Raw genomic sequence first — 26,839 nt, forward strand, 5'->3', positions numbered from 1 at the left:
GCTGCCCGTGAGCACGCTTCCGATCCTGATGTACCACGGCCTGCATCGCGAGACGTCCTCGCGCGGCCGCTTCGATCCGGTGTACAGCGTGCATCCGGAGATGTTCGCCCGCCAGCTCGACTGGCTGCTGCAGCAGGGCCATCGCACGGCGCTGCTCGACGAACTCCCCGCCGGCCGCCGCGACGGACGCGATGTCGTCATCACCTTCGACGACGGCGACGTGTCCAACGTCGAGATCGCCCTGCCGCTGCTCGCCGAACGCGGCCTGCGCGCGGAGTTCTTCGTCACCACCGACTTCGTCGGCCAGTGCGGCATGCTCGCGCCGGACGACATCCGCTGCCTCGCCGCGCACGGCATGGGCATCGGCTCGCACGGATGCACGCACTCGTTCCTCTCCGACCTGGACGTGACCGATCTGATGGCCGAGCTCGACGACAGCCGCTGCCGCTTGCAGGCGATCTGCGGGCGGCCGATCGACTCGCTCGCCCTGCCCGGCGGCCGTGGCGGCGAACGCGAACTGCTCGCCGCGCAGCGACTGGGCTATCGCCACCTGCTCGGCTCGGTGCCCGGACCGAACCGCCGTCTGCGTACCGATGCCTGGTTGCAGCGGTTGCCGGTGACGCGCCAACTCGCGCTCGACGACTTCGCCGCGCTGGTGCACTGGCGCGGAATCCCGCCCCGCTGGATGCAGGCACGCCACGCCGCGCTCGCGCTGCCCAAGCGCGTGCTCGGCAACGGCGGCTACCAGCGCCTGCGCGAGCGCCTGCTGTGAGCGCGGCGCTGCTGTTCTGGTGCTGCATCGCGCTGGTCGCGTACGCCTACGCGGGCTATCCGCTGTTGATGACGCTGCTGGCGGGGCGCTACGGGCACTCGCCGTTCGAGCACGACGACGGCGAACACCTCACCGTCGTCATCGCCGCATTCGATGAAGAGGCGCGCATCGCCGCGCGCGTGCATGACATTCTCGACCAGGACTACCCGGCCGATCGCCTGCGCGTGCTGGTGGTCAGCGACGGCAGCCGCGACGGCACCGCGCGTGCGGCCGCTTCGGTGGACGATGCGCGCGTGGCCGTGCTCGAACTGCCGCGCAATGTCGGCAAGGCCGCCGCATTGAACGCCGCGCTGCGCGAGGTGGACAGCGAACTGGTGGTGTTCACCGACGTCAGACAGCGCTTCGCGCCCGGCGCATTGCGTGCGCTGACGGCGCCGTTCGCCGATCCGTCCATCGGCGCCGTGAGCGGCGAGCTGATGATCGCCGCAGCCGAACACGGCACGGGCGAAGGCGTCGGCCTGTACTGGCGCATGGAGAAACGACTTCGTTCCGACGAAGCACGGCTGGGATGGCTGCACGGCGTGAGCGGCTCGATCCATGCGCTGCGCCGCCGTTTGTTCGTGCCCATTCCTGCCGGCACCGTGCTCGACGACATGTGGATGCCGTTGCAGGTGCTGCGCTCGGGCCATCGGGTCTGGATGGCGCGCGATGCCGTCGCCTTCGACCGCGCCAGCGTCAGCGTCGACGAGGAATTCCAGCGCAAGCTGCGCACACTGGCCGGCAACTGGCAACTGGTGGCGCGTCTGCCGTGGCTGCTCAATCCGTTCGCGAACCCGGTGTTCTTCGCCTGGTGCTCGCACAAGTTCCTGCGCCTGCTGGTGCCGTGGGCGCTGTTGATCGCGCTGGCGGCTTCGGCCTTCGCCGAAGGGACGTTCTACCGCGTTGCCTTCGGCGCGCAACTGCTCGGCTATGGCGGTGCATTGGGTGGTCTGGTGCTGCCGCGACTGGCGGCGCGCATGCCGCTGCTGCCGGCGGCCAGCAGTTTCGTGATGCTCAACTTCGCCGCGCTGCTGTCGCTGCCGGCCTCGCTGGCGATGGATCCGTCGCGTCTATGGAAGAAGCACTGAGAGGGACACGATGGCCCGCATCCTCGCCGTAACCAGCCGCCTGCCATTCCCGCCGCGCGAAGGCCACCAACTGCGCGCCTGGCACGTACTGCGCGCACTGGCTTCACGCCACGAGGTGACGCTTCTCAGCTTCCAGCGCAACGACGACCTGGCCGACGAAGCCGCGCCGCTGCACGCCGCGATGGCGCGCGTGGAGACCTTCCGCATTCCCTGCGAGCGTTCCCGCGCCGCGCTGGCGACCGCCGTGGTGCGCGGCACGATGACGCGCACGCCGTTCCTGGCGGCGAAGTACGACTCGCCCGCACTGCGTTCGCGACTCACCGCGCTGGCGGGCGACGCGGACCTGGTCCACTTCGACATGCTGCCGCTGATGGCGCACGCCGACTGCGTTCCCGACGGCATCCCGGTGACGCTCAATGCGCACAACGTCGAACACGATCTGCTCGCCACGCGCGCGCGCATCGAAACGCGCGCCTGGGCGCGGCGTTTCCTGTCAGGCCAGGTGCAACGGCTCAAAGCGTTCGAGCGCGCGGCCTGCGCGCGTGCCGACGCCGTGCTGTCGTGCTCGGTCACCGATGCGCAGGCACTGCGCGAGCTGGCCCCCGGATGCAAGGTGCACGTCATCGCCAACGGCGTGGACCTGGATGCGAACCGCCCCTCACCGCAGGCGCCCGACCCCGACCGGCTCGTCTTCGTCGGCCAGATGGGCTGGTTTCCGAACCGCGACGGCGTGGAGTGGTTCCTGCGCGAGGTCTTCCCGCGCATCCTCGCGCAGCGCCCGACGACGCGGTTCGAACTGGTGGGCAAGGCGGACGGATTCGAAATACCCGAGGCGGTGCGCGCCAACGTCACCCTCGCCGGTTTCGTCGACGACCTGCGCCCGCACGTGCACGCGGGCTCGGTCTACGTGGTCCCGTTGCGCGCCGGCAGCGGCACGCGGCTGAAGGTGCTTGAAGCGATGGCACTGGGCAAGGCGATCGTCACCACGTCGGTCGGCAGCGAGGGCATCGTGCTTCGCCATGAACGCGATGCGCTGTATGCGGACGATGCGGCGTCGTTCGCCGATGCGGTGCTGGCGCTGCTGGCGTCGCCTTCCCGTGCCGCGGAATTGGGCGTCCTGGCGCGGCAACTGGCCGAAGCCGAGTACGGCTGGGACGCGATCGGCACGCGACTGCTGAACGCGTATGAGCCGCTGCTCACCTCGAACGTGCGCGTGCCGCGGGCGCATGTGGAGACGTTGGGGGCGATTGAGGCTTGAGGGGTGTTACCAGACACCGTCATCCCGGCGAAGGCCGGGACCCAGGCTCGTAGGGCATTGGCACTCCGGTGGCGGCAAACCCTGTCACCGTCATTCCAGCGAAAGCTGGAATCCATTTGCTTTTGCTCCTCAGGACAACAAGGTAGAAGCGAAGAGCGAAAATGGATTCCAGCTTTCGCTGGAATGACGTGATGTGGCTCACCGGTGAAGGAGCGCCCGAACGCAACGGGCCTGGATCCCGGCCTTCGCCGGGATGACGGATTACGAAGACGACCGCGCGCGGCGCCACCGCTTCACTCCGCCTTACTTCACTCCGCCTTACTTCACTCCGCCTTACTCCGCCCCGCCTTCCACCGATAACTCACCGTCCCCGCCAGCTCATACAGCGCCAGCTGCGTCTTCTGCATCGCCGACAACTGCGGCATGAAGTAGCCGGCGCTTCCCATCGGCACGAACGCCGAATCGCTCGCCACCGCACACGGCGTGAACCCCGCCGCACGGAAGGCCACCACCGCACGCGGCAGGTGCGTGGCCGAACTCACCACGCGCACGCGCGCCGGCAGCGTGCCTCGCAGCGCCATCGCGCTCTCCCACGTCGTCGTGGATTGCGTCTCTTCGCGCAGCAGCGTCGCAGGAATGCCCCAATCCTGCGCCAGCCGCGACAGCACCGTGGCTTCCTTGATCGCGAACGGTCCGCCGCCGGCGATGACCATCGGCACCGGCGGCCCGCTGCGCCACAGCGCCACGCCGCCGCGCAGTCGGCGCCAGCTCGCGGGCATCAGCGCGATGTAATCGTCCTGCGCGCGGGGTTCGTCCGCCAGGCCGCCGGACAGCACGACGATCGGGGCGCCCGCATCACCGGCGCCGCATCGCGCGTCGGTGGGCACATGCGATTCCACCACGCGGATCAGCGCGTTCGCGCCCAGCGGCGTGCACAGCAGCACGATGGCCAGCCCCGCGGCGACCAGCACCACGCGCCACCACGCACGCCCGCGTCGCCACGACATCCACGCCACCGCCATCCACAGCAGGGCCCAGGTCATCGGCGAGAGCAGGAGGTGGTGCATGGCCGGCGCAGTCTTGCATGAACAGGCGGGCTGCGCACGCGAAGGCCGAAGCACGGCGTACAACGCGTTCTTCACGGTATCGGGCCCTCGCCCGCTCCCTTTCCCGCGCCCGGTGTTCGCCATGAAGCTTCCGCGCCTTCGCTCCGCCTCCCTCGCCCTGCTCGCATGGTGCGTGCTCGCCCCACTCGCGGGTTCGCTGTCCGCGCAGGCATCGGCAGCGACGTACTACGTGCGCACCGACGGCGGCGACGACGCGCAGTGCAACGGCCGCGCCGACGTGGCGTATCCGGGCAGCGGCAGCAACGTGGATTGCGCGTGGAAGCATCCCAACTACGCCCTGCCCGCCAACGACAAGCCGCGCATCGACGGCGGCGACACGCTCATCATCGGCCCGGGCGAGTACATGATCGGCTGGGATTCGCCGGGGCTTTCGACCAAGAGCCTGCGCTGCGACCGCAGTTCGCCCTACGACTGCTACCCCGCCGCGCCGCCCAGCGGCAAGCCCGATGCGAAGACGCGCATCCTCGGCGCGGGCCACGACACCGGCTGCAAGGCGCCGCCGAAGTTGTGGGGCACCAACCGCGTCGAGCTCGTCTTCAACCTGCAGGACGCCGACAACGTCGAAGTCGGCTGCCTGGAAATCACCGACAAGAGCGACTGCGTGGAATTCCACGCCGACGACGCCGTGCGCTGCGAGCGCGACGCACCGCCGTTCGGGCAATGGGCGTCGATCGGAATCGGCGCCAAGAATTCGAAGAACGTCTACCTGCACGACCTCAACGTCCACGGGCTGTCGGGCCGCGGCATCATGGCCGGCGGCCTGCGCGACTGGACGATCGAGCGCGTGCGCATCGTCGCCAACGGCTGGGCCGGCTGGGATGGCGATGTCGGCGAAGGCGAGAGTTCCAACGACGGCGACATCGTGTTCCGCAATGTCGAGATCGCCTGGAATGGCTGCGCCGAGCGCTGGCAGACCGGCGAACCGTTCGCGTGCTGGGCGCAGGAGGAAGGCGGTTACGGCGACGGACTGGGCACCGGCAAGACCGACGGCCACTGGTTGATCGAAGACTCGCGCATCCACCACAACACCTCCGACGGACTCGACCTGCTCTACACCGACGAATCCAAGACCGCCACCGTCGTCGTGCGCCGCCTCTACGCCGCCGCCAACGCGGGCAACCAGGTGAAGACGGCGGGCAACGCGTTGATCGAGAACTCGGTGATCGTCGGCCAGTGCGCCTACTTCCACGGCAAGTTCGCGATGAGCGACGGCGACATGTGCCGCGCCTACGGCAACGCGCTGTCGATAGGCATCGGCCCGAAACAGACCGCGACCGTGCGCCACAACACCATCACCGGCGAAGGCGACTGCCTGATCCTTACCGCCGGCGGCAACGCGACCTCACGCGTGGACATCTACAACAACGCGCTGATCGGCCAGAAGGACGTCACCGCCAGCGACGGCGACATGCGCAGTTGCGGCCATTACGCCGACGAGAGCACGGCGGTGGTGACCTTCGCCGGCAACGCCTTCTGGGACGTGAAGGACGACATGTGCCCGCCGGGCAACGTATGCGGCCGCGAGCCGAAGATCGCGAGCATGGAGATGGGGAGCTTCGATCCTGCACCGCTCGCCGGCAGCCCGCTGATCGACCATGCGACGCACCAGACCAGCGTGACTTCGGACTTCCTGCGCCAGTCGCGCCCGATGGGTGCGGCACCGGACATCGGCGCGATCGAATACCAGGGTGGACAGGCGAAGGCGACGGGCGCCACGCCCTCCACATCGAAGGCCGCCTCCGGCGATGCGGACGGCACGAAGATCGACCAGACCTCCGGCGCGGCGACGCCGACGCAATCGTCGGGCTGGATGATTGGCACGCTGGCGGCGGCATCGCTGCTGACGGCCGGTGTCGCGGCGGCAATGCGGAAGCAGCGCGGGCGGAAAGGCGCGTAGTTCGCCGGTCATCCCGGCGAGGGCCGGGATCCAGGTCGTCACGCTATCCGTTACATCACGTCGTTTCAGCGAACGCATCAGCACATAAGCGCATTGCCAATGCCGTCATCCCGGCGAAGGCCTGTCCGAGCTGGTCGAAGGGCCGGGATCCAGGCTGTCACGCCATCCGACATGTCACGTCATTCCAGCGGAAGCTGGAATCCATTTTGCTGTTGCTGTTCACAGGCAACAGGCAAGCGTGAAAAGTCCCTGGAGAGTGCCGCCGTGCGGCGGCCCAAAAGCCCCCGCCTTCGCGGGAATGACGGTGAGGGCGTTCACCGCAGAGGGAGTGCCCGGACGCTGAGGGCCTGGGTCCCGGCCTTCGCCGGGATGACGGTGAATTTGCTGTTGCTGTTGCTGTTGCTGTTGCTGTCGAACAGCCTTTCAGATCACTAGCCCCGAAGGGCGCCGCACATGGATGTGCGGCGGTGAGCGCTGAGCCATGGATGGCGAATCGCGAACGCGCCTACTCGCTGTCCGGTCGTGGGATTGGTTTGGGCAAATGGAAGGCCCTTTCTTTTGGTTACTTTTCTTTGGGCAAGCAAAGAAAAGTGACCCGAGCGGCGTAGCCGATCGGAAGCTTTGCTATTGCTCCTTCTTTGAGAAGCCTGAGAAAGCCAAATCAAAATGGATTCCAGCTTTCGCTGGAATGACGGTGACAAGGTTTGCCACTATCGGAGTGCCCACGTACTGCGGGCCTGGATCCCGGCCCTTCGACCAGCTCAGGACAGGCCTTCGCCGGCATGACGGGGACCGCAAGCCCCTACCCCACAACCCCCTCACTCACCCGCCGCTCCACCGCACGCAACTTCGGATACAGCATCGCGCGCAAGCGCCCATCGAGCGTGAGCAACGCCAGCAGATACGGCCCGCCGATCAACATCCCACCGACCAGCATCCGCTGCCAGCCCGGCCGCAGGTCCAGATGCACGGTGATCCACTCGCCCGCCAGCGCCAGCACTCCCGCGCACAACGCCGTCAGCAGCGTGCGTCGATCCGGGAACTGCCGCAGCGCCGGGTTGACCAGCAGGCAGGCCGCGATGCTCGACACCGCCGAGCTCGCCAGCGTCGCATACGCCGCGCCCATCACACCCCAGGCCGGAATCCACCACCAGTTCAGCGCCGCGTTGATCGCCACCGCACCGCACATCAGCACCATCACCGTCTTGGTGCGACGTTCCAGCACCAGGCCGAAACCGCACACCAGCAGCACCGGCAGCACAGCGTTCATCGCGCCCATCAGCTCGAACACCGGCCCCGACGCCGCCTTGCTCGCGCCGCTGAGCGCGATGATCAGATCGGTGCCCAGCGTCCACAACAGCAGCGCCACGCCGATCGCGGCGTAGGTCATCGGCATCAGCATGGTGCGCTTGAGCGCGCGCACGGCGGCCGCGCCTTCGGTCACATAGACGCGATTGGCGGCGGGCGTGAACGACTCGAACACCGTGAGGTTCATGAACATGTGCACCTGCATCGCCAGCGCCGCGCCGACGCTGTAGATGCCCACCACCGCGAAATCGCCCGACAGGCCCTTGAGCATGATCCGGTCGATCGACACCAGCGCGACGGCGAGGATTTCGGTCATCACCAGCGGCATGCCGTAGGCGAACGACTGGCGCATCTCGCCCGCGTTCACCGTATCGCGCGCGAAGTGCAGGTGCCGGCGTGCCCAGCCCAGGTAGAACACCAGGCCGATCACCACCGCCAGCAGCTTGCCGCCGTACGCGGCGGCCGCCGTGTGCTGCACCGCCATCACCGCGCCGAGCATCAGCGCCAGCTGCAACCAGCGCCACGCCACGCGCGTGAACATCACCGTTCGCGATTGCTCGGTCACGCGCAGCACGGTCTCCACCAGGCTGGAATAAACCAGCATCGGCGTCATCACCAATGCCATCCAGAACACCGGCGAATGGCCGTCGCCCGTCGCGTAGCCGTGCACGATCGCCACCGCGCCGACGAACGCCCACAGCACCAGCGAGCCGAGCATCGGCAGGTAGAACAGGTTGGTGGCGAAGGCGCGCATGCGCGCTTCGTCGCCGCCGTGCGGATAGAAGCGCTGGATGGAATGCTGCGCGCCGAGCTTGGCGACCGCCACCGCCATCAGCACCCAGGTCTCGTAGTAGCCCAGGATGCCGTACTGCGTGTTGTCGAGCAGGCGCGTGAGCAGCGGGAACGACACCAGTCCCGCCATCATCACCAGCACGTTGGCGGTGGAATAGCGCAGGTAGTGCTTTGCCAGACCGGGGGAAGACTCGCTCATCGCGTCAATGCGACCCCACTGCGCCGAATTCCGAACGCATCCACGCGCCGATCCGCGCCAGCAGCACGCGCCGGTGCTTGCGCAGGAAGAAGGTGTGGTCGTACTCGCGCCAGAACTCCAGCCTCACCTGCGGCGATGCCGCCGCGCGCCCCAGGCAGGCGGTCAGCTGCGAGCGGTGGTTGAAGTAGTGGTACGCGCCGCCGGTGAACACGAACAGCAGCCTCGCGTCGCGCTCGACCATCTCGGCCAGCATGCGCCGTGCATCCGCGCGCGCGGGCCAGTCGCGGAAATCCGCCAGTGATGGCCCGGCGTTGCGGCGCGACAGCAGGAAGCGCAGCACCTTGCCGAAGTCGAGCAGGCGCGGCAGCGCGTGCCGCACCCAGAAGCCCGGCGTGGGATACGCGACGCCGTCCAGCAGGATCGCACCGGCGATGCGCGGATCACTCGCGCCGACATGGAAGGCGTCGTCCGCGCCGGAACACAGACCGCACAGCACGAAACGCTCCACCCCGGCTTCCTGCGCGAGCAGTCGCATCGCGGCATCGGTCTCGCGATGGCGGCGCTCGCCCGCGGCCTTGCCGGGCAGCGCACTGTCGCCCAGTCCCGACTGGTCGAAACGCAGGACGGCGAAACCCTGCGCCGCCAGCATTCTTGCGAGGTCCACGTGCACGCGGAACGGCCCGGTGTGGCGCGTCAGGCCGGCATTGAGCAGCACGACACCCACCTTCGAGGCCGCGCCCAGCGGACGGGTGACCACGCCGACCAGGCCATCGCCGAAGCGGTGCGCCGTCTCCGTGGCCTCCAGTGCGGGCAGCCCTTCGGCTGCGCGTGCGGAGGGCAGTTCCTGGCGTTGTTCCAGCGCTTTCTCGTCGAGCTGCAGATTCACCACGGCACCTGTTCGGTCATGCGCTGCGCCAGCTGGGCCACGGCGCGTCGCGGAAACACCTGGCCGCCGAAGCGCGACGGCACGGTCCATTCCGGCCGCTCGCCTTCGTCGAGCAGCACGGCCTCCACCGACACGCCGTTGGCGCGCTGCTCGCGCGCGAAGCGGTCGAGTTCCTCGTCCATCTCCCACACCGCCATGCGCACACGGGTGCCGCTCGGCAAGCGCAGCTTCGCCGCGTCCAGGCCTTCCAGCGCCGACAGCAGCGCGTCGTCGACACCGAAGCCGAGCAGCTCGCCGGCATCGGACTCGTGGCGCGCGTTGACGTAGCGCCCGCTTTCGTGAAGTTGCCGCTGGTGCTGCGCTCTCCACTCGCGCACCAGGCGCGCACCGTCGAGTTGCGGATCCCACAGCACCACTTCCGCCGGCTCGGCGCTGCGCTCCAGGTGTGCGAACAGCGGCAACGCGGCGCTGCGCAGCGCCAGCCAGTGCAGGCGCGGTACTTCGCTGCGACGCAGCAGTTCGCTCGATGCCTGCTGCAGATCGTCGAGCATGCCCGGCAGCGTGAGCGCGGTGTCCTCGCCGGCCGAATCGCCCGTGCCGAACCAGTCGAAGGTCAGCGTCGGAACGCCATGCTGACCGACCGCTTCCGCCAGCGCCCACAAGGCTCGATGGCTGCGTATGCCGTCCTGCAACAGCGGCGCGCAGACCAGTAACGCGTGGTCGGTCGACGCCGCGGCGCCGTCGCATTCGTGCAGCAGGCCGAACAGGTGGCGGTCCGCCGCGCCGAAGAAGAAGGGCGCGCTCATTCCACCGTCCCCGGCGTGCGCAGCAGGCGCTTCATCTGCCGCGCCATGCGCGCGCCGACGCCGCCCTTTTCCTCGCGGACGATGTGCTCGGGCAGGTCGGAGGCGATCTGCGCAAGGTTCTGCGCCGCCAGCCGCATCAGCTGGATGCGCACGCCCGTGTCCTTCACCACGCGGCTGGACATCTGCACGGCAAGCATCGAATTGCCTCCCAGGTCGAAGAAGTTGTCGTCGATGCCGACCTCGACACCGAGCAGGTCCTTCCACACGCTGCGCAGGTACTCGGCGCGCGGGTCCTGCGCGGCCACGCCATCGCCCGTTGCGGCGGTTTCGCGCGGTGCGTCCGGCGCGGTCACGGCGACCCGACCCTGCGCGCGCAGGATGGCGTTGCTGAGCTGGGCCACCAGCGACGGCGATTCGATCATCACGCGGTGGTCGCCGGGGATCGAGAGGACGTCCACCGAACCGACCAGACCGTCCCAGCCCAGCGTGGGCTTGTTACGCAGCATCGAGGGTTGATCGCTGGCGCGGAACAGCACCAGCGCGCCCGGATAGGGCTTGACCACGTACTTCCCGTACGCGCGCATGTGCGTGGCTTCCAGCTCCGCATAGCGCACGTTGTGCGGCAGGGCCTCGCCCGCTTCACGCGCGGCCTGCGCCTGCTGGCGCAGCTTGGATGCCTGCAGTCGGCCGTTGACCACACCGCCGATCGTGGCGATGCGTTCGCCCAGCGATTGCCCCTGCATGCGTCGATGCAGTCGCTGCACGCGCGCGGACAGGCCGCGGCGGGCGTCGTCGCGATAGCGCAGGCCGAATTCGGCGGAGGTGTCGACCAGGCCCAGCAGGCCGACCGTCTCACCGGCAGCCATCAACTGCTGCGCCATTTCGTAGGCGATGATGCCGCCCATCGAACCGCCGGCCAGGTGGTACGGGCCGTGCGGCTGCACGCTGCGGATCTCGGCCACGTAACGCTGCGCCATCGCCTCCACGCTTTCCAGCGGTGCGGTGCGGCCGTCCAGACCCAGTGCCTGCAGGCCGTACACCGGGATGCCGGCAGGCATCGCTTCGGCCAGCGGGCGGTAGTTGAGCACGTTGCCGCCCACGGCATGCACCAGGAACAGCGGCTTGGCATCGCCCTGCGCGCGGATGGACACCAGCGGCGCCCACGGATCGCGCTCGCCGCCGTCCAGCGCGTCGGCGTCGTTGCGGGCGCGCTGGTACTCGCGCGCCAGCGCACGCACCGTGCGCGCGGTGAGCAGCGTTGCCAGCGGCAGGTTCACGCCGGTCTCGCGGTTGAAACGGTGGAACATCTGCACGGCCTGCAACGAGTGCCCGCCGAGCGAGAAGAAATCATCGTCCGCGCCGATGTCGGGCTTGCGCAGCAGGTCGCGCCAGATCGCCAGCAGCTGCGTGCCCAGTTCGTCGAGCGGTTCGTACAGTTCGGCGTCCAGCGCCGCCGGGGCCGGCGCAGCCTCGATCGGCGTCGACTCGACGCTGCGGCCGAACTGCAGCGCCTGGCCGTCGTCGAACTGCGTGATCTGATCCAGCGTCAACGACGGATCGCGTCCCAGCGCCTTGAGCACGGCGATGTAACGGTCGCGCAGCAGCGCGGCGGTGTCGTCGAGGAAGATGTCGGCGTTGTAGATGAAGCCGCCCGACAGACCCGTGTCCTGTTCGACGAACCACAGGCCCAGGTCCTGCGTGGACGCGGTCTGGAACACCGGATAACGCTCGTGCGTGAGCGGACCCCATTCGCACACGCGCTGGCGGATGTCCTGGAACGAGAACAGCGCGTGGTAGAGCACGGCGCCCCCTTCGCGGCTGCGTACGCTGAGCTCCCGCACCAGGTCTTCCAGGCGGATGTCGGGGTGCGCGAAGCTGTCGAGCACCACGTCCTTCACCTGCTTGACGGCCTGCGCGAACGTCATGGTCGGATCGATCTCCATCCGAAGCGGCAGCAGGCTGGTGAAGTAACCCATCAGGTTCTCCACCTCGGCCGTGTTGCGACCGCGCACCGGCGTGCCGACGATCAGCTCGCGCAGGCCCGAGGTGCGGCTGATCAACGCGAAGTACGCGGTGAGCAGCACCATGTACAGCGTGGCATCGACCTGCTTGGCGGTGTCGTGCAGCGCTGCCGTCACGTCGTGCGCCACCACGATCCGATGCGTGACGCCCTTGCCCGACATCCCGGGACGACGCGGCATGTCGGTCGGCAACGCTTCGATTCCCCTGGACGCCGGGCCCTGCGCTGTACCGCCGAGGCGCTCGCGCCAGAAGGCCAGTTGCTTGGCGTACTCCGGCCCCTGCAGCCATTCGTGGTGCCAGGCGGAGAAGTCGGCGTAGCTCACCGTCAGTTCCGGCAGCGTCGGCTCGCGGCCTTCGATCTGCGCGGCGTAGAGCTCGGCCATGTCGGTGTACATCAGGTCGAACGACCAGCCGTCCCAGATGAGGTGGTGGGTCATGAAGAACCACACGTGTTCTTCCGGCCCCAGGCGGAACAGGCGCGAGCGGACCAGCGGCGCGCGGTCGAGTTCGAACGGCGTCTGGATCAACGCGTCCATGCGACGCGAGACTTCGGCCTCGCGCTCGTCTTTCGGCAAGTGGCTGACGTCGACGACGTCGGTGATGTCGACATCCACCGCGTCGTGCACGATCTGCATCGGTTCGCCGTCGACCAGACCGATCGTCGTGCGCAGCACGCTCTGGCGCTGGATCATCGCGTCGATCGCGGCCTGGAAGGCATCCAGCTGCAACGGCCCGCGCAGTCGGTGCGCGCTGGGCGTGTTGTAGGTGATCTGGCCCGGATTGAACTGCTCCAGCAGGTACAGGCGTTCCTGCATCACCGACATCGGCCCGCGCGTGCGGTCGGCCAGCGGCTTGATCGGCTCGCGCTTCGGCGCGGCTTCGCCGTCGATGCCCTGCACCATGCGCGCGAGCTTGGCCACGGTCGGGCCGTCGAACAGAGCACGCAGCGACAGCGCGATGCCCAGTTCCTTGTTGATGCGCGAGGTCAGCTGCGCGGCCAGCAGCGAGTGTCCGCCCAGCGAGAAGAAATCATCGTCCACGCCGACTTCGGCCACGCCCAGCACCTGCGCCATCGCCTCGGCGATGGTGCGTTCCAGCGCGTTGCGCGGCGCGACGCGTTCGCCGGCCAGCTTCACCGCCAGGTCCGGCACCGGCAGGGACTTGCGGTCGATCTTTCCGTTGGGCAGCAGCGGGATCGCGTCGAGGAACAGGATGTGCTGCGGGATCATGTAGTCAGGCAGCGAGCCCTTGAGGTAGGACGCGAGCAGCGATTCGCCCTCCCCCGTGGTCAGGCTGTCGGACACCACATAGGCCACCAGCCGCACATCGCCCGGGCGATCCTCGCGCGCCACGACCACGGCGCGCGCGACCTGCGGATGCGCCGCGAGCAGTGCTTCTATCTCGCCCAGTTCGATGCGATAACCGCGCACCTTCACCTGGAAATCCAGGCGGCCCTGGTGCTCGAGCACGCCGTCCGGACGCCAGCGGCCGCGATCGCCGGTGCGATACAGCAGCGCACCGCTCGCGGTGGAGAACGGATCGGGCACGAAGCGCTCGGAGGTGAGTTCGGGGCGGTTGAGATACCCCAGCGTCACGCCGTCGCCGCCGATCCAGATCTCGCCCGGCACGCCGAGCGGGCACAGCTCGCCGCGCGGATCCAGGATCCACACCTGCGTGTTGTCGATCGGCCGACCGATGTGGATGTCGCTTGCCGTCGTCACGCGCGAGCAGGTCGACCACACCGTGGTTTCGGTCGGCCCGTACACGTTCCACAGCGAGCCGCAGCGCTTGAGCAACTGCGCGGCCAGGTCCGGCGGCAGCGCTTCGCCGCCGCACAGGATCTTGAAGTTCGCATCGCCCTTCCATTCGGCGTCCAGCAGCAGCCGCCACGAAGCCGGTGTTGCCTGCATCACGGTGGCGCCACTGGCGGCAATCAGCGCCTTCAGCGCGACGCCGTCGGCGGCGGTGACGCGGTCGGCCAGTACGACGCGCGCGCCCACGCTCAGCGGCAACAGCAGTTCGAGCACGGCGATGTCGAACGATAGCGTGGTCACCGCGACGAGGCGGTCGTCGGCGGACAGCCCGGGCTCTTTCGCCATGCTCGCCAGGAAGTTGCTTACCGCGCGATGCGGCACCTGCACGCCTTTCGGTCGGCCGGTGGAGCCGGAGGTGTAGATCACGTACGCGATCGACTCCGGCTGCGCCGCGCCCTCGTCGCGGCCCAGGCGCGTGGCCGGCAGCGATGCAAGTTCGTCGTGCAGCGTGTCCAGCGACAACACGGGGCGCCCGCGCAGATCGAAATGGGCGGCGTGCTTCGTCGTCGTCAGCAGCGCAGCCAGGCCCGCGTCGCCGGCCATGTAGGCCAGGCGTTCGGCGGGGAAATTGGGGTCCAGCGGCACATAGCCCGCGCCGGCCTTCAACACGCCGAGCAGGCCGGCCAGCATGTCCACGCCGCGATCGAGCACCAACCCGACCAGCGTTCCGCGGTGCACGCCGCGCGCGCGCAACAGGTGCGCGATGCGGTTGGCGCGTGCTTCCAGTTCGTCGTAGCGGATGGACTCGCCGTTGAACTCCACCGCCACGCGCTCCGGCGTGCGATCGCATTGACGTTCGAACGCCTCGTGCATGCGGCACTCGCGGTCGAACGCGACCGCTGCCGGTTGCAGCGCCTGCAGTTCATCGCGCGCGGCATCGGAGACCACCGACAACCGGCCGAACGCAAGCGTGGGCCGTGCCACGGCGGCGCGCAACAGCGTTTCGTACGCGGCCAGCCAGCGGCGGATCGTGGCGTTGTCGAACAGGTCGGTGTTGTACTGGCACTCCAGGCGCATGCCGCCCTGCACCTGCACGGCGTTGACGAACAGCTCGAAGTTCTCGTAGCTGCGTGGGTTGGTGATCAGGCGCATGCCCAGGCCGTGGAAGCCGGTGCTTTCCTGGTCCATCGCCTGGTCGATGTTGAACATCACGCTGCACAGCGGCAGGCGTGCGGGATCGCGCTGCAACGGCAGCTTCTTCAGCAGCGTGCCGAAGGTGTAGCGCTGGTGTTCGATGGCATCCAGCAGCGTGGACTGCGCGGCGCCCAGTGCCTGTTCGAACGGCTGCGCCTGGTCGAGTTCGAAGCGCAGCGGCAGAAGATTCACGCAATGACCGACCAGATGGTCGTGGCCGTCCACCGACTGACCGGCGGCGGGAATGCCGATGACCACGTCGTTCTGCGCGGTCAGGCGCGACAGCAGGCCGGCGAAACCCGCCAGCAACGTCGCGAACAGGCTCGCGCCCTGGCGCGCACCGAGGCGACGCACGGCGGCGACGAGTTCGTTGTCGAGGATGTGGTCTTCGCGGATCGACGCAAACGTGCGGCGCGTCGGCCGCGTGCGGTCGGTCGGAAGATCCAGCACCGGGCCGCCGTCGGCAAAACGCTTGAGCCAGTACGCCTCGTCGGAACGGTACGTCGCACCGTGCGGATGTTCGGCCTCGGCCAGCGCGTAGTCGGCGAAGGATTCGGCGGGCGGCAGCGGCTGCGCGCTCTGGCCCACCGCCTGCGTATACAGCGTGCCCAGTTCGCGCACGATCACCCACCACGACCAGCCGTCGCAGACCAGGTGATGCGCGGTGAGCACGAGGTGGTGATGGTCGTGCGACAGACGCAGCAGTTCGGCGCGCAGCAGTGCGCCGTGGTCGAGATCGAACGGCGTCTCCACGACCTCGCGCGCGTGCGCGGCGATGCGTGCGGCGCGCTCGGCGTCGTCCAGTGCGGACAGGTCGATCAGCGGCAAGTCGATGGCGCGCTCGTCGCCGACGCACAGCGTCTTGCCGTCGGGGCCGAAGTTGGCGCGCAGGATGTCGTGCCGCACCACCAGCCCGGCCAGCGCGGCCTGCAGCGCATCCACGGACAGCGGACCGCGGAAGTCCAGCGAGATCGACTCGTTGTACGCCAGCGAGGCGTCGTTGCCGAGGCTATCGGCCAGCCAGACTTCGCGCTGCGGTTCGGTGGTGGGCGCTACGCGGGAGAGCGGGCCGTCGGCGAACGGATCGTAGTCGACGGCCGTGTCGGTTCCATTCGACTTGTCCAACCTGCCCTTATCGAACACGGCTGCATTCATGCGCTCACCTTCATGTACTTGCCCGGCTCCGCCGGGTTCGGCACGAACCAGGCCGGCGTGCCGTCGGGCTCGCGGCCCAGGCGCGCGCCGGGCACGACGGGCTTGCTCGCGTCCATCACCGTCTTCGGCGTGGCCGCGCGGCGCGGCAGCAGTTCCATGTCCTGCAACTCGCTCACCGATTCCTTGAACGCGGTGGCGATCCGCGCGATGTCCTCGTCGCTGTGCGCCGTGGTGATGAAGCACGGGAAGTTGTCGAGGATGTGGATGCCGCGCAGGCGCATCGCCGCGAACAGCAGGTCCTGCAGCGGGTGGTTCTCGGGCCAGTGGGTCTTCCACACCGACGCGTACTGCTTCACCGACACCGGCGCACCGACATCGGCGCAGTAGGCGTTGATGTCCGCCGCCAGCGCTTCGGCCTTGGCGTTGAGGCGCTTCTGCAACTCGCCGCCGTCGGCCTTGAAGTGTTCGAGCACGGCCTTGGCCGCGACCAGCGCCAGCGGATGGCGCACGAAGGTGCCGGCGAAGTACGTCACGCCCACCGTCGGCACAGAATCGTCGCCGTACTGCCAGTGGCCGCCGTCGAGCGCGTCCATGTATTCGCGCTTGCCGGCAATCACGCCGATCGGGAAACCGCCGCCGACGACCTTGCCGTAGGTCGCGATGTCGGCCTTGATGCCGAAGATCGCCTGCACGCCGCCCGGGTTGGAGCGGAAGCCGGTGACCACTTCGTCGAAGATCAGCAGCGCGCCGTTGTCCTGGGTGAGCTGGCGCAGTTCCTTCAGGAACTCGACCGGACGGAAGTCCAGGCGGCGGCTCTGCACCGGCTCGATCAGCACCGCGGCGATCTCGCCGATGCGCGAGCGGATGATCTCCATCGACTCCGGCGTGCCGTAGTCGAGCACCAGCACGTTTTCGGCCGTGTTGCGCAGAATGCCTGGCGCCGCCGGCACCGCGCGCAGCGACTTGGTGCCGCGCACGATCACTTCGTCGACGATGCCGTGATAGGAGCCGGTGAACAGCACCACCGTGCTGCGCGCCGTCACCGTGCGGGCGATGCGCAGCGCACCGAGCACCGCTTCGGAACCGGTGTTGCACAGCGCGGCGCGGTCGTGGCCGGTGAGCTCGCACACCAGCTGCGCGACTTCGCCGGCGACGGGGTGCTGCGGGCCGATCTCGTAGCCCTTGTCGAGCTGCTCGCGCACTGCGTCGAGCACGAAGTCCGGCTGCCAGCCGAACAGGCTCATGCCGAAACCGTTGAGCGCGTCGATGTACTCGTTGCCGTCGATGTCGAACACGCGTGAACCCTTGGAGCGCTCCACCACGATCTGGTAGACGATCTCCTTGGTCAGCGGACGGAAGCCGTTGACCACGCGCGGATCGGCGAGCTGGGCGCGGTTGGCCTGCGTGTACTCCTTCGACTTGCGCGTGCGCGCGATGTAGCGGTCGAAGAACGTGTCGAGCTTGGCCTTCTGCTGCGGCGAGAGGTCCAGCTCGGCGTTGTTGTCGATGCGTGCGATCGCGCCAAAGGCCTTCTTGACGTCGTACTTCTGCTGCACGGCACCGGTGTCCTCCTCGCCTTCTGCGGGCTTGGGCGCGGCGGCCGGTGCGGATGCGACCGGAACCGGCGCCGCGGCGACGGGCTGCGGTGCGGGCACGGCGACGGGAGCCGTCGCGACCGGCGCGGCGACGCCGCCGGACAACAGCGCCAGCTGCTGCGCCATCAACTGCATCTGCTGGGCGATGACCTGGCGGGTGAAGTCGTTGCCGCCATCGAGCGCAGGCAATGCGACCGGCGCCATCGCGACCGGCGCGTACGCGGCAGGTGCGGCGACGGCCACCGGCGCGGCGGCCACGGGCGCGGGTGCGGCTTCGGCCGGCAGTTCCGCATCGAGCATTCCGGCCAGGCGATCCAGGCTGGCGCAGTCGCCCATCAGCTGGCGGAAGTTCACCGGCACGCCGAATTCCTTCTGCAACTGCACCGCGACCTGGGTCAGCATCAGGCTGTCCAGGCCCAGCTCGATGAAGTTGGTGTCCGCGTCCGCGTCGGTCATGTCGAAGCCGGCGACGTTCTCGAACAGGCCGCGCAGTTGCCCGACCAGGCGCTCGCGACGGCCGGTGGCGGCCGCGGGGGCGACGGGGACGGCGGCGGGCGTGGACTGCGGCATGACGGTCTCCAGTACGGTCGGGGTTCGTGCGGCGGCCGCGACGGCCGGATGGGGAATGACGTTGCTCGGGTTCGCGGGTACTGCCTCCACCCAATAACGTTGTCTCTCGAATGGATAGGTCGGCAGGCGCAGGCGATGGCGAATCGCACGCGTGTCGAAGGCCGCCGGATCCACCGCGGCGCCCTGGCTCCACAGCTTTCCGGCGGCGGCGAGGACATCGCGGCACTCGCTGGCGGGGTTGTCGGTGAGCGTGGCGACGGCGGCGATGCGCTGCTTCTGCACCAGCGGCTGCTGGCGCGCCAGCGCGTTCAGCGTGCCGCGCGGGCCGACTTCGAGCAGCACGCGCCCGGCGTCGGTCTCGCCTTCCAGCAACGCCTGCAGCGCGCTGGAGAAGCGCACGGGCTCGCGGAGGTGACGGGCCCAGTAGTCGGGCGAGGTGGCCTCGTCTGCGTCCAGCGCCGCGCCGGTGACGGTGGAGACGATGGGCCGCGTGGGCGGATTCAGGCGCACGGCGGCCACGGCTTCGCGGAACGGCGCGACCACCGGTTCCATCATCACCGAGTGGAACGCGTGCGAGGTGCGCAGCGCACGGCAGGCGATGCCCTCGCCTTCCAGCTGCGCCTGGAATGCCGCGATGGCATCCGACGGCCCGGCCACCACGCACGCCAGCGGCGAGTTCTCCGCGGCCAGCGACAGCGTTTCGGGCAGGCGCGACTGCACGGCGTCCGCCGGCAGCCGGATCGACAGCATGGAACCGGCCGGCTGCGCCTGCATCAGCGCGCCGCGACGGGCGATGAGATGCAGCGCGTCGCGCAATTCGAACACGCCCGCCAGCGTCGCGGCGACGAACTCGCCGATGCTGTGGCCGATCATCGCCGCCGGCTCGATGCCGCGGCTGATCCACAGCTTCGCCAGTGCGTACTCGATGGCGAACGTCGCCGGCTGCATCACCGAGGTCGGCAGCAGCGCTTCGGGTTCGTCGCCGAACATGCGTTCGCGAAGGTCGAAGCCCAGATCCGTGTGCAGCAGCTGCGCGCATTCATCGAGGGCGGCGCGGAAGACCGGCTCGCTCTCGTACAGGCTGCGGCCCATGCCGGGGTATGTCGCGCCCTGCCCCGGGAACATGAAGACGATGCCGCCCGCGCGCGCCGGTCGGCTGCGTGCGGCTTCGGCCTGCGTGTCGGGCGCGCGCAGCGCGTCGATCGCGCCGGACACGTCGTCGGCCGCGATGGCGATGCGGTGCGCGAATGCCTTGCGGCCCACGGCCAGCGTCCAGGCCACGTCGGCAAGGTTGAGGTCGCGATGCGCGTGGAGATGATCGGCCAGCCGGTTCACCGCCGCGCCCAGCGCCGCCGGCGTGCGTGCGGAGAGCACCAGCAGCTGCGCGCCGACGGCGTCGCCGGATTCGGGCAGTAGCGGCGCTTCCTCCAGCACCGCGTGCGCGTTGGTGCCGCCCAGGCCGAAGGAACTCACGCCTGCGCGGCGCGGCGCGTCGCCCTCGTTGTCCCATGCGCTCATGCGCGCATTGACGACAAAGGGCGTGCTGGCGAAGTCGATGGTCGGGTTGGGTGCTTCGAAATGGATCGTCGCGGGAATGCGCTTCTCGTGCAGCGCCAGCGCAGTCTTGATCACGCCCGCCGCGCCGGCGGCCGTCACCATGTGGCCGACGTTGCTCTTGAGCGAGCCGATGCGGCAGAAGCCGGTGTCGTGCGTGCCGCGACGGAACGCGCGCGTGAGGCCCTCGACTTCGATCGGGTCGCCCAGCGGCGTCGCCGTGCCGTGCGCTTCCACGTAGGAAATGCTGCGCGCGTCGATGCCGGCGCGGTCGTGCGCCAGCGCGATCACCGCCGCCTGCCCTTCACTGCTGGGCGCGGTGAAGCTGGCGCGGTTGGCGCCGTCGTTGTTGAGCGCGGCGCCGCGGATCACGGCGTACACGGGGTTGCCGTCGGCAATCGCATCCGACAGGCGCTTGAGCAGCACCACCGCCGCGCCGTCGCCGAACACCGTGCCCTTCGCGTTCGCATCGAACGTGCGCGTGTGGCCGTCCGGCGACAGCATCGATCCTTCCTGGTACAGATAGCCGCTGCGCGGCGGGCACGTGACCGCGACACCGCCGGCCAGCGCCATGTCGCACTGCCCGGACTGCAGGCTCTCCACCGCCTGCGCGATGGCCACCAGCGAGGTCGAGCACGCCGTGTGCACGCTCACGGCCGGGCCGGTGAGGTTGAGCTTGTGCGCCACGCGCGTGGCGATGTAGTCCTTCTCGTTGCCCAGCATCACCTGCAACGCACCGACGCGGTTCACCAGCTCCGGATGCGCGGAGGCGTGACGCTGGAAATAGGTGGCGTTGTTCATGCCGCCGAAGATCCCGGTGACGGTGGCGCCGGTGGAATCCGGTGCATGGCCGCCGCGCTCCAGGACTTCCCAGCACAGCTCCAGGAAGATGCGCTGCTGCGGATCCATCAACTCCGCCTCGCGCGGGCCGATGCCGAAGAACGCCGCGTCGAACAGCTCCACGTTGTCGATCACGCCGCGTGCGGCGATGTAGGACGGGTCGCTGCGGTCGCTGGCGCTGACTGCCGGATCGAGTTCGTCGATGCGGAACTTCGTGATCGAGTCGCGGCCTTCGCAGAGGTTGTTCCAGAATCCTTCGACATCGTCCGCGCCGGGGAAGCGCCCGGCCATGGCGATGATCGCAATGGGTTCGCGTGCATCGACCGCGCTGCGGCGCGCAGGCGCCTGCGCGGCCTGCACGCCTTCGAGCACGGCCGCGAGCCGCGCGGGCGTCGGGTTCTGGAAGATCGTCGGCGCCGCCACACGCGGGCCGGCGTCGTCGGTCTGCCAGCCTTCGTTGCGGATCTGCTCGGCCAGGCGCACCGCCAGCAGCGAGCTGCCGCCGAGTTCGAAGAAGTTGTCGTCGCGACCGACGCCCTCGATGTCGAGCAACGCGCCGAAGGCTGCGCACAGCTTCGTTTCCAGCGGCGTGACGGGCGGCGCGTGATCGACGGTGAGCTCCGGGCGGCGGCGATCGGGCGCCGGCAAGGCGCGACGGTCGACCTTGGCGTTCGCGGTCAGCGGCAATTCGTCCAGGCGCACGTAGCGCGTGGGCACCATGTACGGCGGCAGGGACGCGGCCAGGTGCGCGCGCAGCTGCGGTGTGTGCGCCTCCACGCCCGTGGGGACGTAGTACGCGACCAGGCGCTTCTCGCCGGGGAAATCCGCGCGCGCCACGACCGCGCACTGCGCGATCGCCGGGTGGCGCGAAAGCACGGTCTCGATCTCGGTCAGTTCGATGCGGTAGCCGCGGATCTTCACCTGCGCATCGGTGCGGCCGACGAACTCGATCAGGCCGTCGTCGCGGTAACGCACCTGGTCGCCGGTGCGGTACAGCACGTCCGCATCGTCGCGATAGGGATTGGCCACGAAGCGGTCGGCATTGAGTTCGGGGCGTTTGAGATAACCGCGCGCCACGCCGACGCCGCCCACGCACAGCTCGCCGATCACGCCGGCCGGCAACGGCTGCAGGCGGCGGTTGAGCACGTAGGCGCTGGCATCCTGCAACGGCCGACCGATCGGGATCGACGCCGTGCCTTCGGGCAGATCGCGCGGGATCTCGTAGGAGGTGCACATGATCGTGCACTCGGTCGGGCCGTAGCCGTTGTGCAGGCGCAACGTCGGCGAGATCGCGTGCATGCGGCGCACGTGGTCGACGGAGAGCGCCTCGCCGCCGATGATCAGGTCGCGCAGGCCGGCAAAGATCGTGGCGTCTTCGTCCACCACGGCATTGAACAGCGCAGCGGCCATGATGCCGGCGTTGACATCGTGGCGCTCGATGGTCTCGCGCAGGCGCGTGGCGGTCGGCGCCACTTCGTCGTGCACCACGATCGTGCCGCCGTTGAACAGCGTGCCCCACAGCTCCAGTCCGGAGATGTCGAAGCCCAGCGGCGCCTGGTGCAGCATGCGCGTTTGCGTGTCGAGGGTGACGTAGTCGATGCCGTGCAGGCGGCGCACCAGTGAGCGGTGGCGGATCTCCACGCCCTTGGGCACGCCCGTGGAGCCGGAGGTAAACAGCACGTAGGCCAGCGAGTCGCCGTCCGTGCCGGGATCGAACGCGGCCGGGGCGTCATCGCCGTGGACGTTCACGCGCGCCGGTTCGCGCGGCAACGCGGAGGCGTCGATGGCGGGGTCTGCCACGAGCGTGCGGACACGCGCGTTGTCGATCATGAAGGCCAGGCGATCGGCGGGCAGCGCAAGATCCAGCGGCAGATACGCGCCGCCGGCCTTGATCACGCCGAGCAGCGCGACGACGGCATCGAGCGAGCGCGGCAGCGCCACGCCGACGATGTCGCCCTTGACGACGCCCGCCGCGCGCAGGCGCGTGGCCAGCGCGGCGGCACGACGATCGAGTTCGGAATACGTGATGTGCGCATCGCGATGCTCCACCGCGACCTTGTCCGGCCATGCCGCCAGTGCCTGTGCGAAGCAGGCGTGCACGGTGTCGTGCAGCGTGCGCGCGGGCGGCGCCACGCCCCACTCCTGCAATTGGCGGGCGCGGTCGACGGGATCGAGTGCGTCGATACGCGAAAGCGGCTGCGCGGGAGCGGATGCGATCGCACGAAGGACACGCGTGGCCGCATCGCCGATCAGCAGCGCGGCCTCGTGCGTGAGCGGTGCGCGGAAGGTGACGTGCAGGCCGCCGTCGTCCAGGTGCCACTGCGATGCGGCGAACGCCGGAAGCGATGCTTCCGGTGCTTCATTCACCGCCCACACGCACGGCTGTGTCGATTCGGCGGCGGCGTTCAATGTCGCACCGACATGCGCGGCGGCGAGCGATGCCGGCGCGATGCGCGCCTGCCGCCATGCATCGCCGCACGACAGCGTCACCAGTACTTCTTCGCTGCCTGAGAGCCAGGATTCCACGGCCGCGAGCGCGGCGGCGAGTGCATGGGCGCGGGTCAGGCCGTGGCCGGCGAGCGCGGACGCGAGGCCGTCATCCACATCCAGCGTCAGCGCACGCGATGCGTCGCCGGCGGCATCGGCGTGCTGCGGCAGCACGTCCAGCAATGCGGAATCGATGGCCGGCGTCGCGCCGGGAATGGCCTGTGCCCGAACCGCTTCAGCCCGCGTACTCATTCCACCTGCTCCTTCTGCAACTGCCGGACGGCGCAGGCGCCGTCGGCAACGATCACGTCCAAACCGGCGACGATCGGCCGCCGGTCATGCGTTGAAAGCCGGTTGTCGGGCCGGCTCGGCGACGTCATTGCGCGCCGATGCGTTGCCCGGCCGATGGCGGGCGTGTCGTTGCGCACAACGTGTCCGGCACCTCGACGCGGGACGCCAGGCCCCTGCGCGAACGGAAATTGCCGGAACTCCACGACATCGCTCACCCCACATGCGGCACGACCGATGCCACCCGGCATCTGTCTCTTCCCTGCCCCTCTCATCAGTCCAAACGGTTCTCGCCGGATCAAACGGCCATTCGCCGGCGACAGTGCGTGACGACGGCCACCGCGCTAGGATGGCGCCGACAAGGGGGGCCCATGAGCCAGGACTTCGCGCTTCTGTACATGCAGCTTGGCCTGCATCCGGACTGCAGCCTCGAAGACCTCAAGCGCGCGTACCGTATCCGCGTGGCCGAACTGCACCCGGATCGCCACCTCGACCGGCCTTCCTCGAACGACGCAAGCGCCCTCACCGAACTCACTGCGCTGTATTCCGGCGCGATCCGCTTCCATCGCATTCACGGGCGTCTTCCGGGATCGACGTTGCGCAGCCCGGTCACGGTGCAGCGAGCGGTTCCCGATGCAGCCACGCCCGCGCAGGCGCAGGCACAGCAGACGCATTCCCGGACGATGTCCGCCACGTCGCACGAAACCCCCACCAGCGCTACGCCGCGCATCGCGGTGCTGAGCGTGCTCGTGCTGGTGGTCGTGATGGTGGTGCTGCACTGGTCCGAGACCGCACAGGTGACGCCGCAGGCCGACGCCAATGGCGCGGTGGCCGAAACCGCCGATCCGGATGCGCCCCGCCTGGAACTGGGCATGGAGGAAGCGGCGGTCGTCGCGATCCAGGGCCCGCCGGAACGCGTGCAGGACGATGTGTGGAACTACGGTTCCTCGTGGGTGCGCTTCGAGGAAGGCCACCTCGTCGACTGGGCAAGCGTGCCGCCGAACCGGCTGATGACGCCCACGCCCAGGCCGCCGACGCCGGAAGAGGACGAGGCGCAGGAGCCCTGAGGGCCGTCCGCGGTGTGTGACGCGCGGCCTTCGAACGAGCATGCGAGTGGGTTCGGACGAGGTCGCCGCTGGGTCGAGCGGGCAACGGAAAGACCTAACGTACCGGGATCAGGCAGCAGGCCGGGCTGTCATTTGAGAATCGTCGCATGTTCACCGCTTCGCAGAGCGTCCATGCTCGCTGGGACAGTAACCGTCCATCTGCTGCTCGTGGCGAGCATCCATCAGGCGTCTTGGAGAGGAAATGCCCTCCGCCCGGTCAATCCCGACTTTGAACAAATGGTTCGGACGCACTGACGCAGTTGCCTGCGCTGTGTTCGTGCTGCTGTTCGGCTGGACGTTCATAACGTCCAGGTCACCTGACGAAGAAGCGTGGATCGTCATCGGTTGGTCAGCGATCATGGCGCTCTGCCTTGGCATTGCCTCCATCCTTAATCTTCGGGGACGAAGAGGAGGCTTTGCGGTGCACTGGATAGCTTGGTCGCTTGTCTCGATTCCGATCGCGATGGCTATCGTCATGTCCAGCTATGAGGCGCGTTGATGTGTCGCAATTGACTCCGCCGACCAGCAACAGTCTTTATGGTGATGCGATCCTCGTTCGAACCCGCTCCTCTCCTCAATAAGGACCGGCGCGGCGGTGCGCGTTGTTTACCGGGACCCGCGCTGGAACAGCACCACCTCGACCGTCTGCAACAGGATGATCAGGTCGAACACCAGGCCGTGATTCTTCACGTAGAACAGGTCGAACTTGAGCTTCTCTTCGGCATCGCGCACCGAAGCGCCGTACGGGTAGCGCAGTTGCGCCCAGCCGGTCAGGCCCGGCTTCACGCAGTGGCGCACGGCGTAGTAGCGGATCTCGCGACTGAGCATGTCCACGAACTGCGGACGTTCCGGACGCGGGCCGACGATGCTCATCTCGCCGCGCAGGATGTTGAACAGCTGCGGCAGTTCGTCCAGCCGCGTGAGGCGGATGAACTTGCCCACGCGCGTGGTGCGATCGTCGCCGCGTTGCGCCCAGCGCGCCACGCCGTCGCCTTCGGCGTCCACGCGCATGCTGCGGAACTTGATCAGCTCGAACGGGCGCCCGCCTTCGCCGATGCGCGTCTGCTGGTAAAGGATGGGACCGCGCGATTCGAGCCGGACCAGCAGCGCGACCACCACCATGAACGGCCAGGCCACCAGCAGCAGCGCGGACGCGGCCAGAACGTCGAACAGCCGCTTGTTCATGCAGCGCGAGGTGGAGTGGTCGAAACCGCCTGAAAACACCAGCCAGGACGGATCGCACAGGTTGGTGGTGACGATGCCCGCCTCGCGCTCGAAGAACGTGGACAGGTCGGTCATCGCCACGCCGCGCTGCACGCAGGTCAGCATTTCTTCCATCGGCAGGCCGCCGCGGCGCTCGTCCGGCGCGACCACCACTTCGCTGATCTGCAAGCGGTGCGCAACTTCCGACAGCCCGTCGGGCGCGACCACCTGCATCGACGTCGGCACGCACGATTCCTGCCCGTTGATCGGCACGAAACCGACCAGCGTGAAGGCGCGTCGGTCGCTGCCGCGGCGCATGCGCGTGTTGATCAGGTCCGCGTTGTGGCCGGCGCCCAGCACCAGCACGCGCCGTCTGAACAGGTCACCGCTGAACACGTGCATCACGCAGAAGCGCAGCAATGCCATCCCGAGCAGGCCCAGTACCATCGCGATCACGATGACGCCGCGGCCGATGTACGCGGTAGGGATCAGGTAGTAAAGCACCATCAGCCCGATGCCGCCGATCGCGAACGACACCAGCAGACGCAGCGCGAATTCGAACCGGTTCAGGCGCACGTGCACCTGGTACAGCCCCAGCGCCGACATCGCGGTGGTGACGAACATCGCCACCAGCGCCGCGCGCAGGGTGAGGTTCTCGGAAAAGATTTCGTGCCCCTCGGGGTCGTTCATGAAGCGCAGCCACGCGGCACCAATGACCGCCGCCATCAGCAGCAGCACTTCGAGCAGCCACAACAGCAGCAGCGCCCGGTTCTTCAGACTCGCCTTGCCGAACGTCATGGACCGCACTCCCACGACGTGCGCACGCGGGCGCACGCACGTCTGTCAAACAACTGGTCGAAGGTTCGGAGGATCCCCGGCCCGGTGGGCCGTGCGTCGCG

14 protein-coding genes are annotated in these 26,839 nt (G+C 68.6%); 6 read left to right on the top strand and 8 right to left on the bottom strand.

Features of this window, described 5'->3' with window-relative positions; translation table 11 throughout:
* The first annotated feature begins 7 nt into the window (after window positions 1-7).
* Genes JI752_RS02135 through JI752_RS02145 form a run of 3 tightly spaced genes read left to right on the top strand, consistent with a single transcriptional unit; the run spans window position 8 to window position 3,157 of the window.
* Window positions 8-772 carry a polysaccharide deacetylase family protein gene (locus JI752_RS02135; protein ID WP_216958508.1) on the top strand — a complete coding sequence of 255 codons (765 nt, stop codon included), beginning with the start codon at window positions 8-10 and terminating at the stop codon, window positions 770-772.
* Window positions 769-1,899, top strand: a complete 1,131-nt coding sequence (locus JI752_RS02140; RefSeq protein ID WP_216958511.1) for a glycosyltransferase family 2 protein — start codon at window positions 769-771, stop codon at window positions 1,897-1,899. The genes JI752_RS02135 and JI752_RS02140 overlap by 4 nt, the downstream gene beginning before the upstream one ends.
* Before the next feature lie 10 nt (window positions 1,900-1,909).
* Window positions 1,910-3,157: a glycosyltransferase family 4 protein gene (locus JI752_RS02145; protein WP_216958514.1), complete on the top strand. Its 1,248-nt coding sequence runs from the start codon at window positions 1,910-1,912 to the stop codon at window positions 3,155-3,157.
* A gap of 323 nt (window positions 3,158-3,480) precedes the next feature.
* Here JI752_RS02145 and JI752_RS02150 read toward each other — a convergent pair whose 3' ends face one another.
* Window positions 3,481-4,224: a YdcF family protein gene (locus tag JI752_RS02150; RefSeq protein WP_216958517.1), complete on the bottom strand. Its 744-nt coding sequence runs from the start codon at window positions 4,222-4,224 to the stop codon at window positions 3,481-3,483.
* Between the two features lie 121 nt (window positions 4,225-4,345).
* On the opposite strand from JI752_RS02150, the gene JI752_RS02155 reads away from it, so the two are divergent.
* Window positions 4,346-6,181 carry a right-handed parallel beta-helix repeat-containing protein gene (locus tag JI752_RS02155; RefSeq protein ID WP_216958520.1) on the top strand — a complete coding sequence of 612 codons (1,836 nt, stop codon included), beginning with the start codon at window positions 4,346-4,348 and terminating at the stop codon, window positions 6,179-6,181.
* 802 nt (window positions 6,182-6,983) lie between these two features.
* On the opposite strand, the gene JI752_RS02160 is transcribed toward JI752_RS02155, so the two are convergent.
* Genes JI752_RS02160 through JI752_RS02185 form a run of 6 tightly spaced genes read right to left on the bottom strand, consistent with a single transcriptional unit; the run spans window position 6,984 to window position 23,849 of the window.
* Window positions 6,984-8,480, bottom strand: a complete 1,497-nt coding sequence (locus JI752_RS02160; RefSeq protein ID WP_216958523.1) for an oligosaccharide flippase family protein — start codon at window positions 8,478-8,480, stop codon at window positions 6,984-6,986.
* Window positions 8,481-8,484: 4 nt separating this feature from the next.
* Window positions 8,485-9,366, bottom strand: coding sequence for an alpha/beta hydrolase (locus JI752_RS02165; protein ID WP_342315193.1), 882 nt, complete (start codon window positions 9,364-9,366; stop codon window positions 8,485-8,487).
* Entirely contained in the window at window positions 9,363-10,172 is an 810-nt protein-coding gene (locus tag JI752_RS02170; RefSeq protein ID WP_216958530.1) for a hypothetical protein, read from the bottom strand. The genes JI752_RS02165 and JI752_RS02170 overlap by 4 nt, the downstream gene beginning before the upstream one ends.
* Window positions 10,169-16,297, bottom strand: coding sequence for a non-ribosomal peptide synthetase (locus JI752_RS02175; protein WP_216958532.1), 6,129 nt, complete (start codon window positions 16,295-16,297; stop codon window positions 10,169-10,171). Before JI752_RS02175 ends, JI752_RS02170 begins: the two co-directional genes overlap by 4 nt.
* Entirely contained in the window at window positions 16,294-23,595 is a 7,302-nt protein-coding gene (locus tag JI752_RS02180; protein WP_254200151.1) for a polyketide synthase, read from the bottom strand. Before JI752_RS02180 ends, JI752_RS02175 begins: the two co-directional genes overlap by 4 nt.
* A complete protein-coding gene (locus tag JI752_RS02185) occupies window positions 23,592-23,849 on the bottom strand; it encodes a hypothetical protein (protein WP_216958535.1) in 258 nt (85 codons plus the stop codon). The genes JI752_RS02180 and JI752_RS02185 overlap by 4 nt, the downstream gene beginning before the upstream one ends.
* Before the next feature lie 153 nt (window positions 23,850-24,002).
* On the opposite strand from JI752_RS02185, the gene JI752_RS02190 reads away from it, so the two are divergent.
* Both JI752_RS02190 and JI752_RS02195 read left to right on the top strand, forming a co-directional pair.
* A complete protein-coding gene (locus tag JI752_RS02190; RefSeq protein WP_216958538.1) occupies window positions 24,003-24,698 on the top strand; it encodes a DnaJ domain-containing protein in 696 nt (231 codons plus the stop codon).
* A gap of 268 nt (window positions 24,699-24,966) precedes the next feature.
* Window positions 24,967-25,236 (top strand): hypothetical protein, encoded by a 270-nt coding sequence (locus JI752_RS02195; protein WP_216958541.1) that lies wholly within the window; start codon window positions 24,967-24,969, stop codon window positions 25,234-25,236.
* Between the two features lie 107 nt (window positions 25,237-25,343).
* Here JI752_RS02195 and JI752_RS02200 read toward each other — a convergent pair whose 3' ends face one another.
* Window positions 25,344-26,738, bottom strand: a complete 1,395-nt coding sequence (locus JI752_RS02200) for a TIGR03013 family XrtA/PEP-CTERM system glycosyltransferase (protein WP_216958545.1) — start codon at window positions 26,736-26,738, stop codon at window positions 25,344-25,346.
* Window positions 26,739-26,839: the final 101 nt, after the last annotated feature.

The organism is Lysobacter sp. MMG2 (assembly GCF_016735495.2).
In the GTDB taxonomy this organism is placed as follows: domain Bacteria; phylum Pseudomonadota; class Gammaproteobacteria; order Xanthomonadales; family Xanthomonadaceae; genus Lysobacter_J.

Bases quoted from the DNA above. Each gene is read 5' to 3' on its own strand.
- JI752_RS02145 (WP_216958514.1), top strand. From the start codon at position 1,910: ATGGCCCGCATCCTCGCCGTAACCAGCCGCCTGCCATTCCCGCCGCGC.
- JI752_RS02150 (WP_216958517.1), bottom strand. From the start codon at position 4,224: ATGCACCACCTCCTGCTCTCGCCGATGACCTGGGCCCTGCTGTGGATG.
- JI752_RS02155 (WP_216958520.1), top strand. From the start codon at position 4,346: ATGAAGCTTCCGCGCCTTCGCTCCGCCTCCCTCGCCCTGCTCGCATGG.
- JI752_RS02160 (WP_216958523.1), bottom strand. From the start codon at position 8,480: ATGAGCGAGTCTTCCCCCGGTCTGGCAAAGCACTACCTGCGCTATTCC.
- JI752_RS02170 (WP_216958530.1), bottom strand. From the start codon at position 10,172: ATGAGCGCGCCCTTCTTCTTCGGCGCGGCGGACCGCCACCTGTTCGGC.
- JI752_RS02175 (WP_216958532.1), bottom strand. From the start codon at position 16,297: ATGAATGCAGCCGTGTTCGATAAGGGCAGGTTGGACAAGTCGAATGGA.
- JI752_RS02180 (WP_254200151.1), bottom strand. From the start codon at position 23,595: ATGAGTACGCGGGCTGAAGCGGTTCGGGCACAGGCCATTCCCGGCGCG.
- JI752_RS02190 (WP_216958538.1), top strand. From the start codon at position 24,003: ATGAGCCAGGACTTCGCGCTTCTGTACATGCAGCTTGGCCTGCATCCG.
- JI752_RS02200 (WP_216958545.1), bottom strand. From the start codon at position 26,738: ATGACGTTCGGCAAGGCGAGTCTGAAGAACCGGGCGCTGCTGCTGTTG.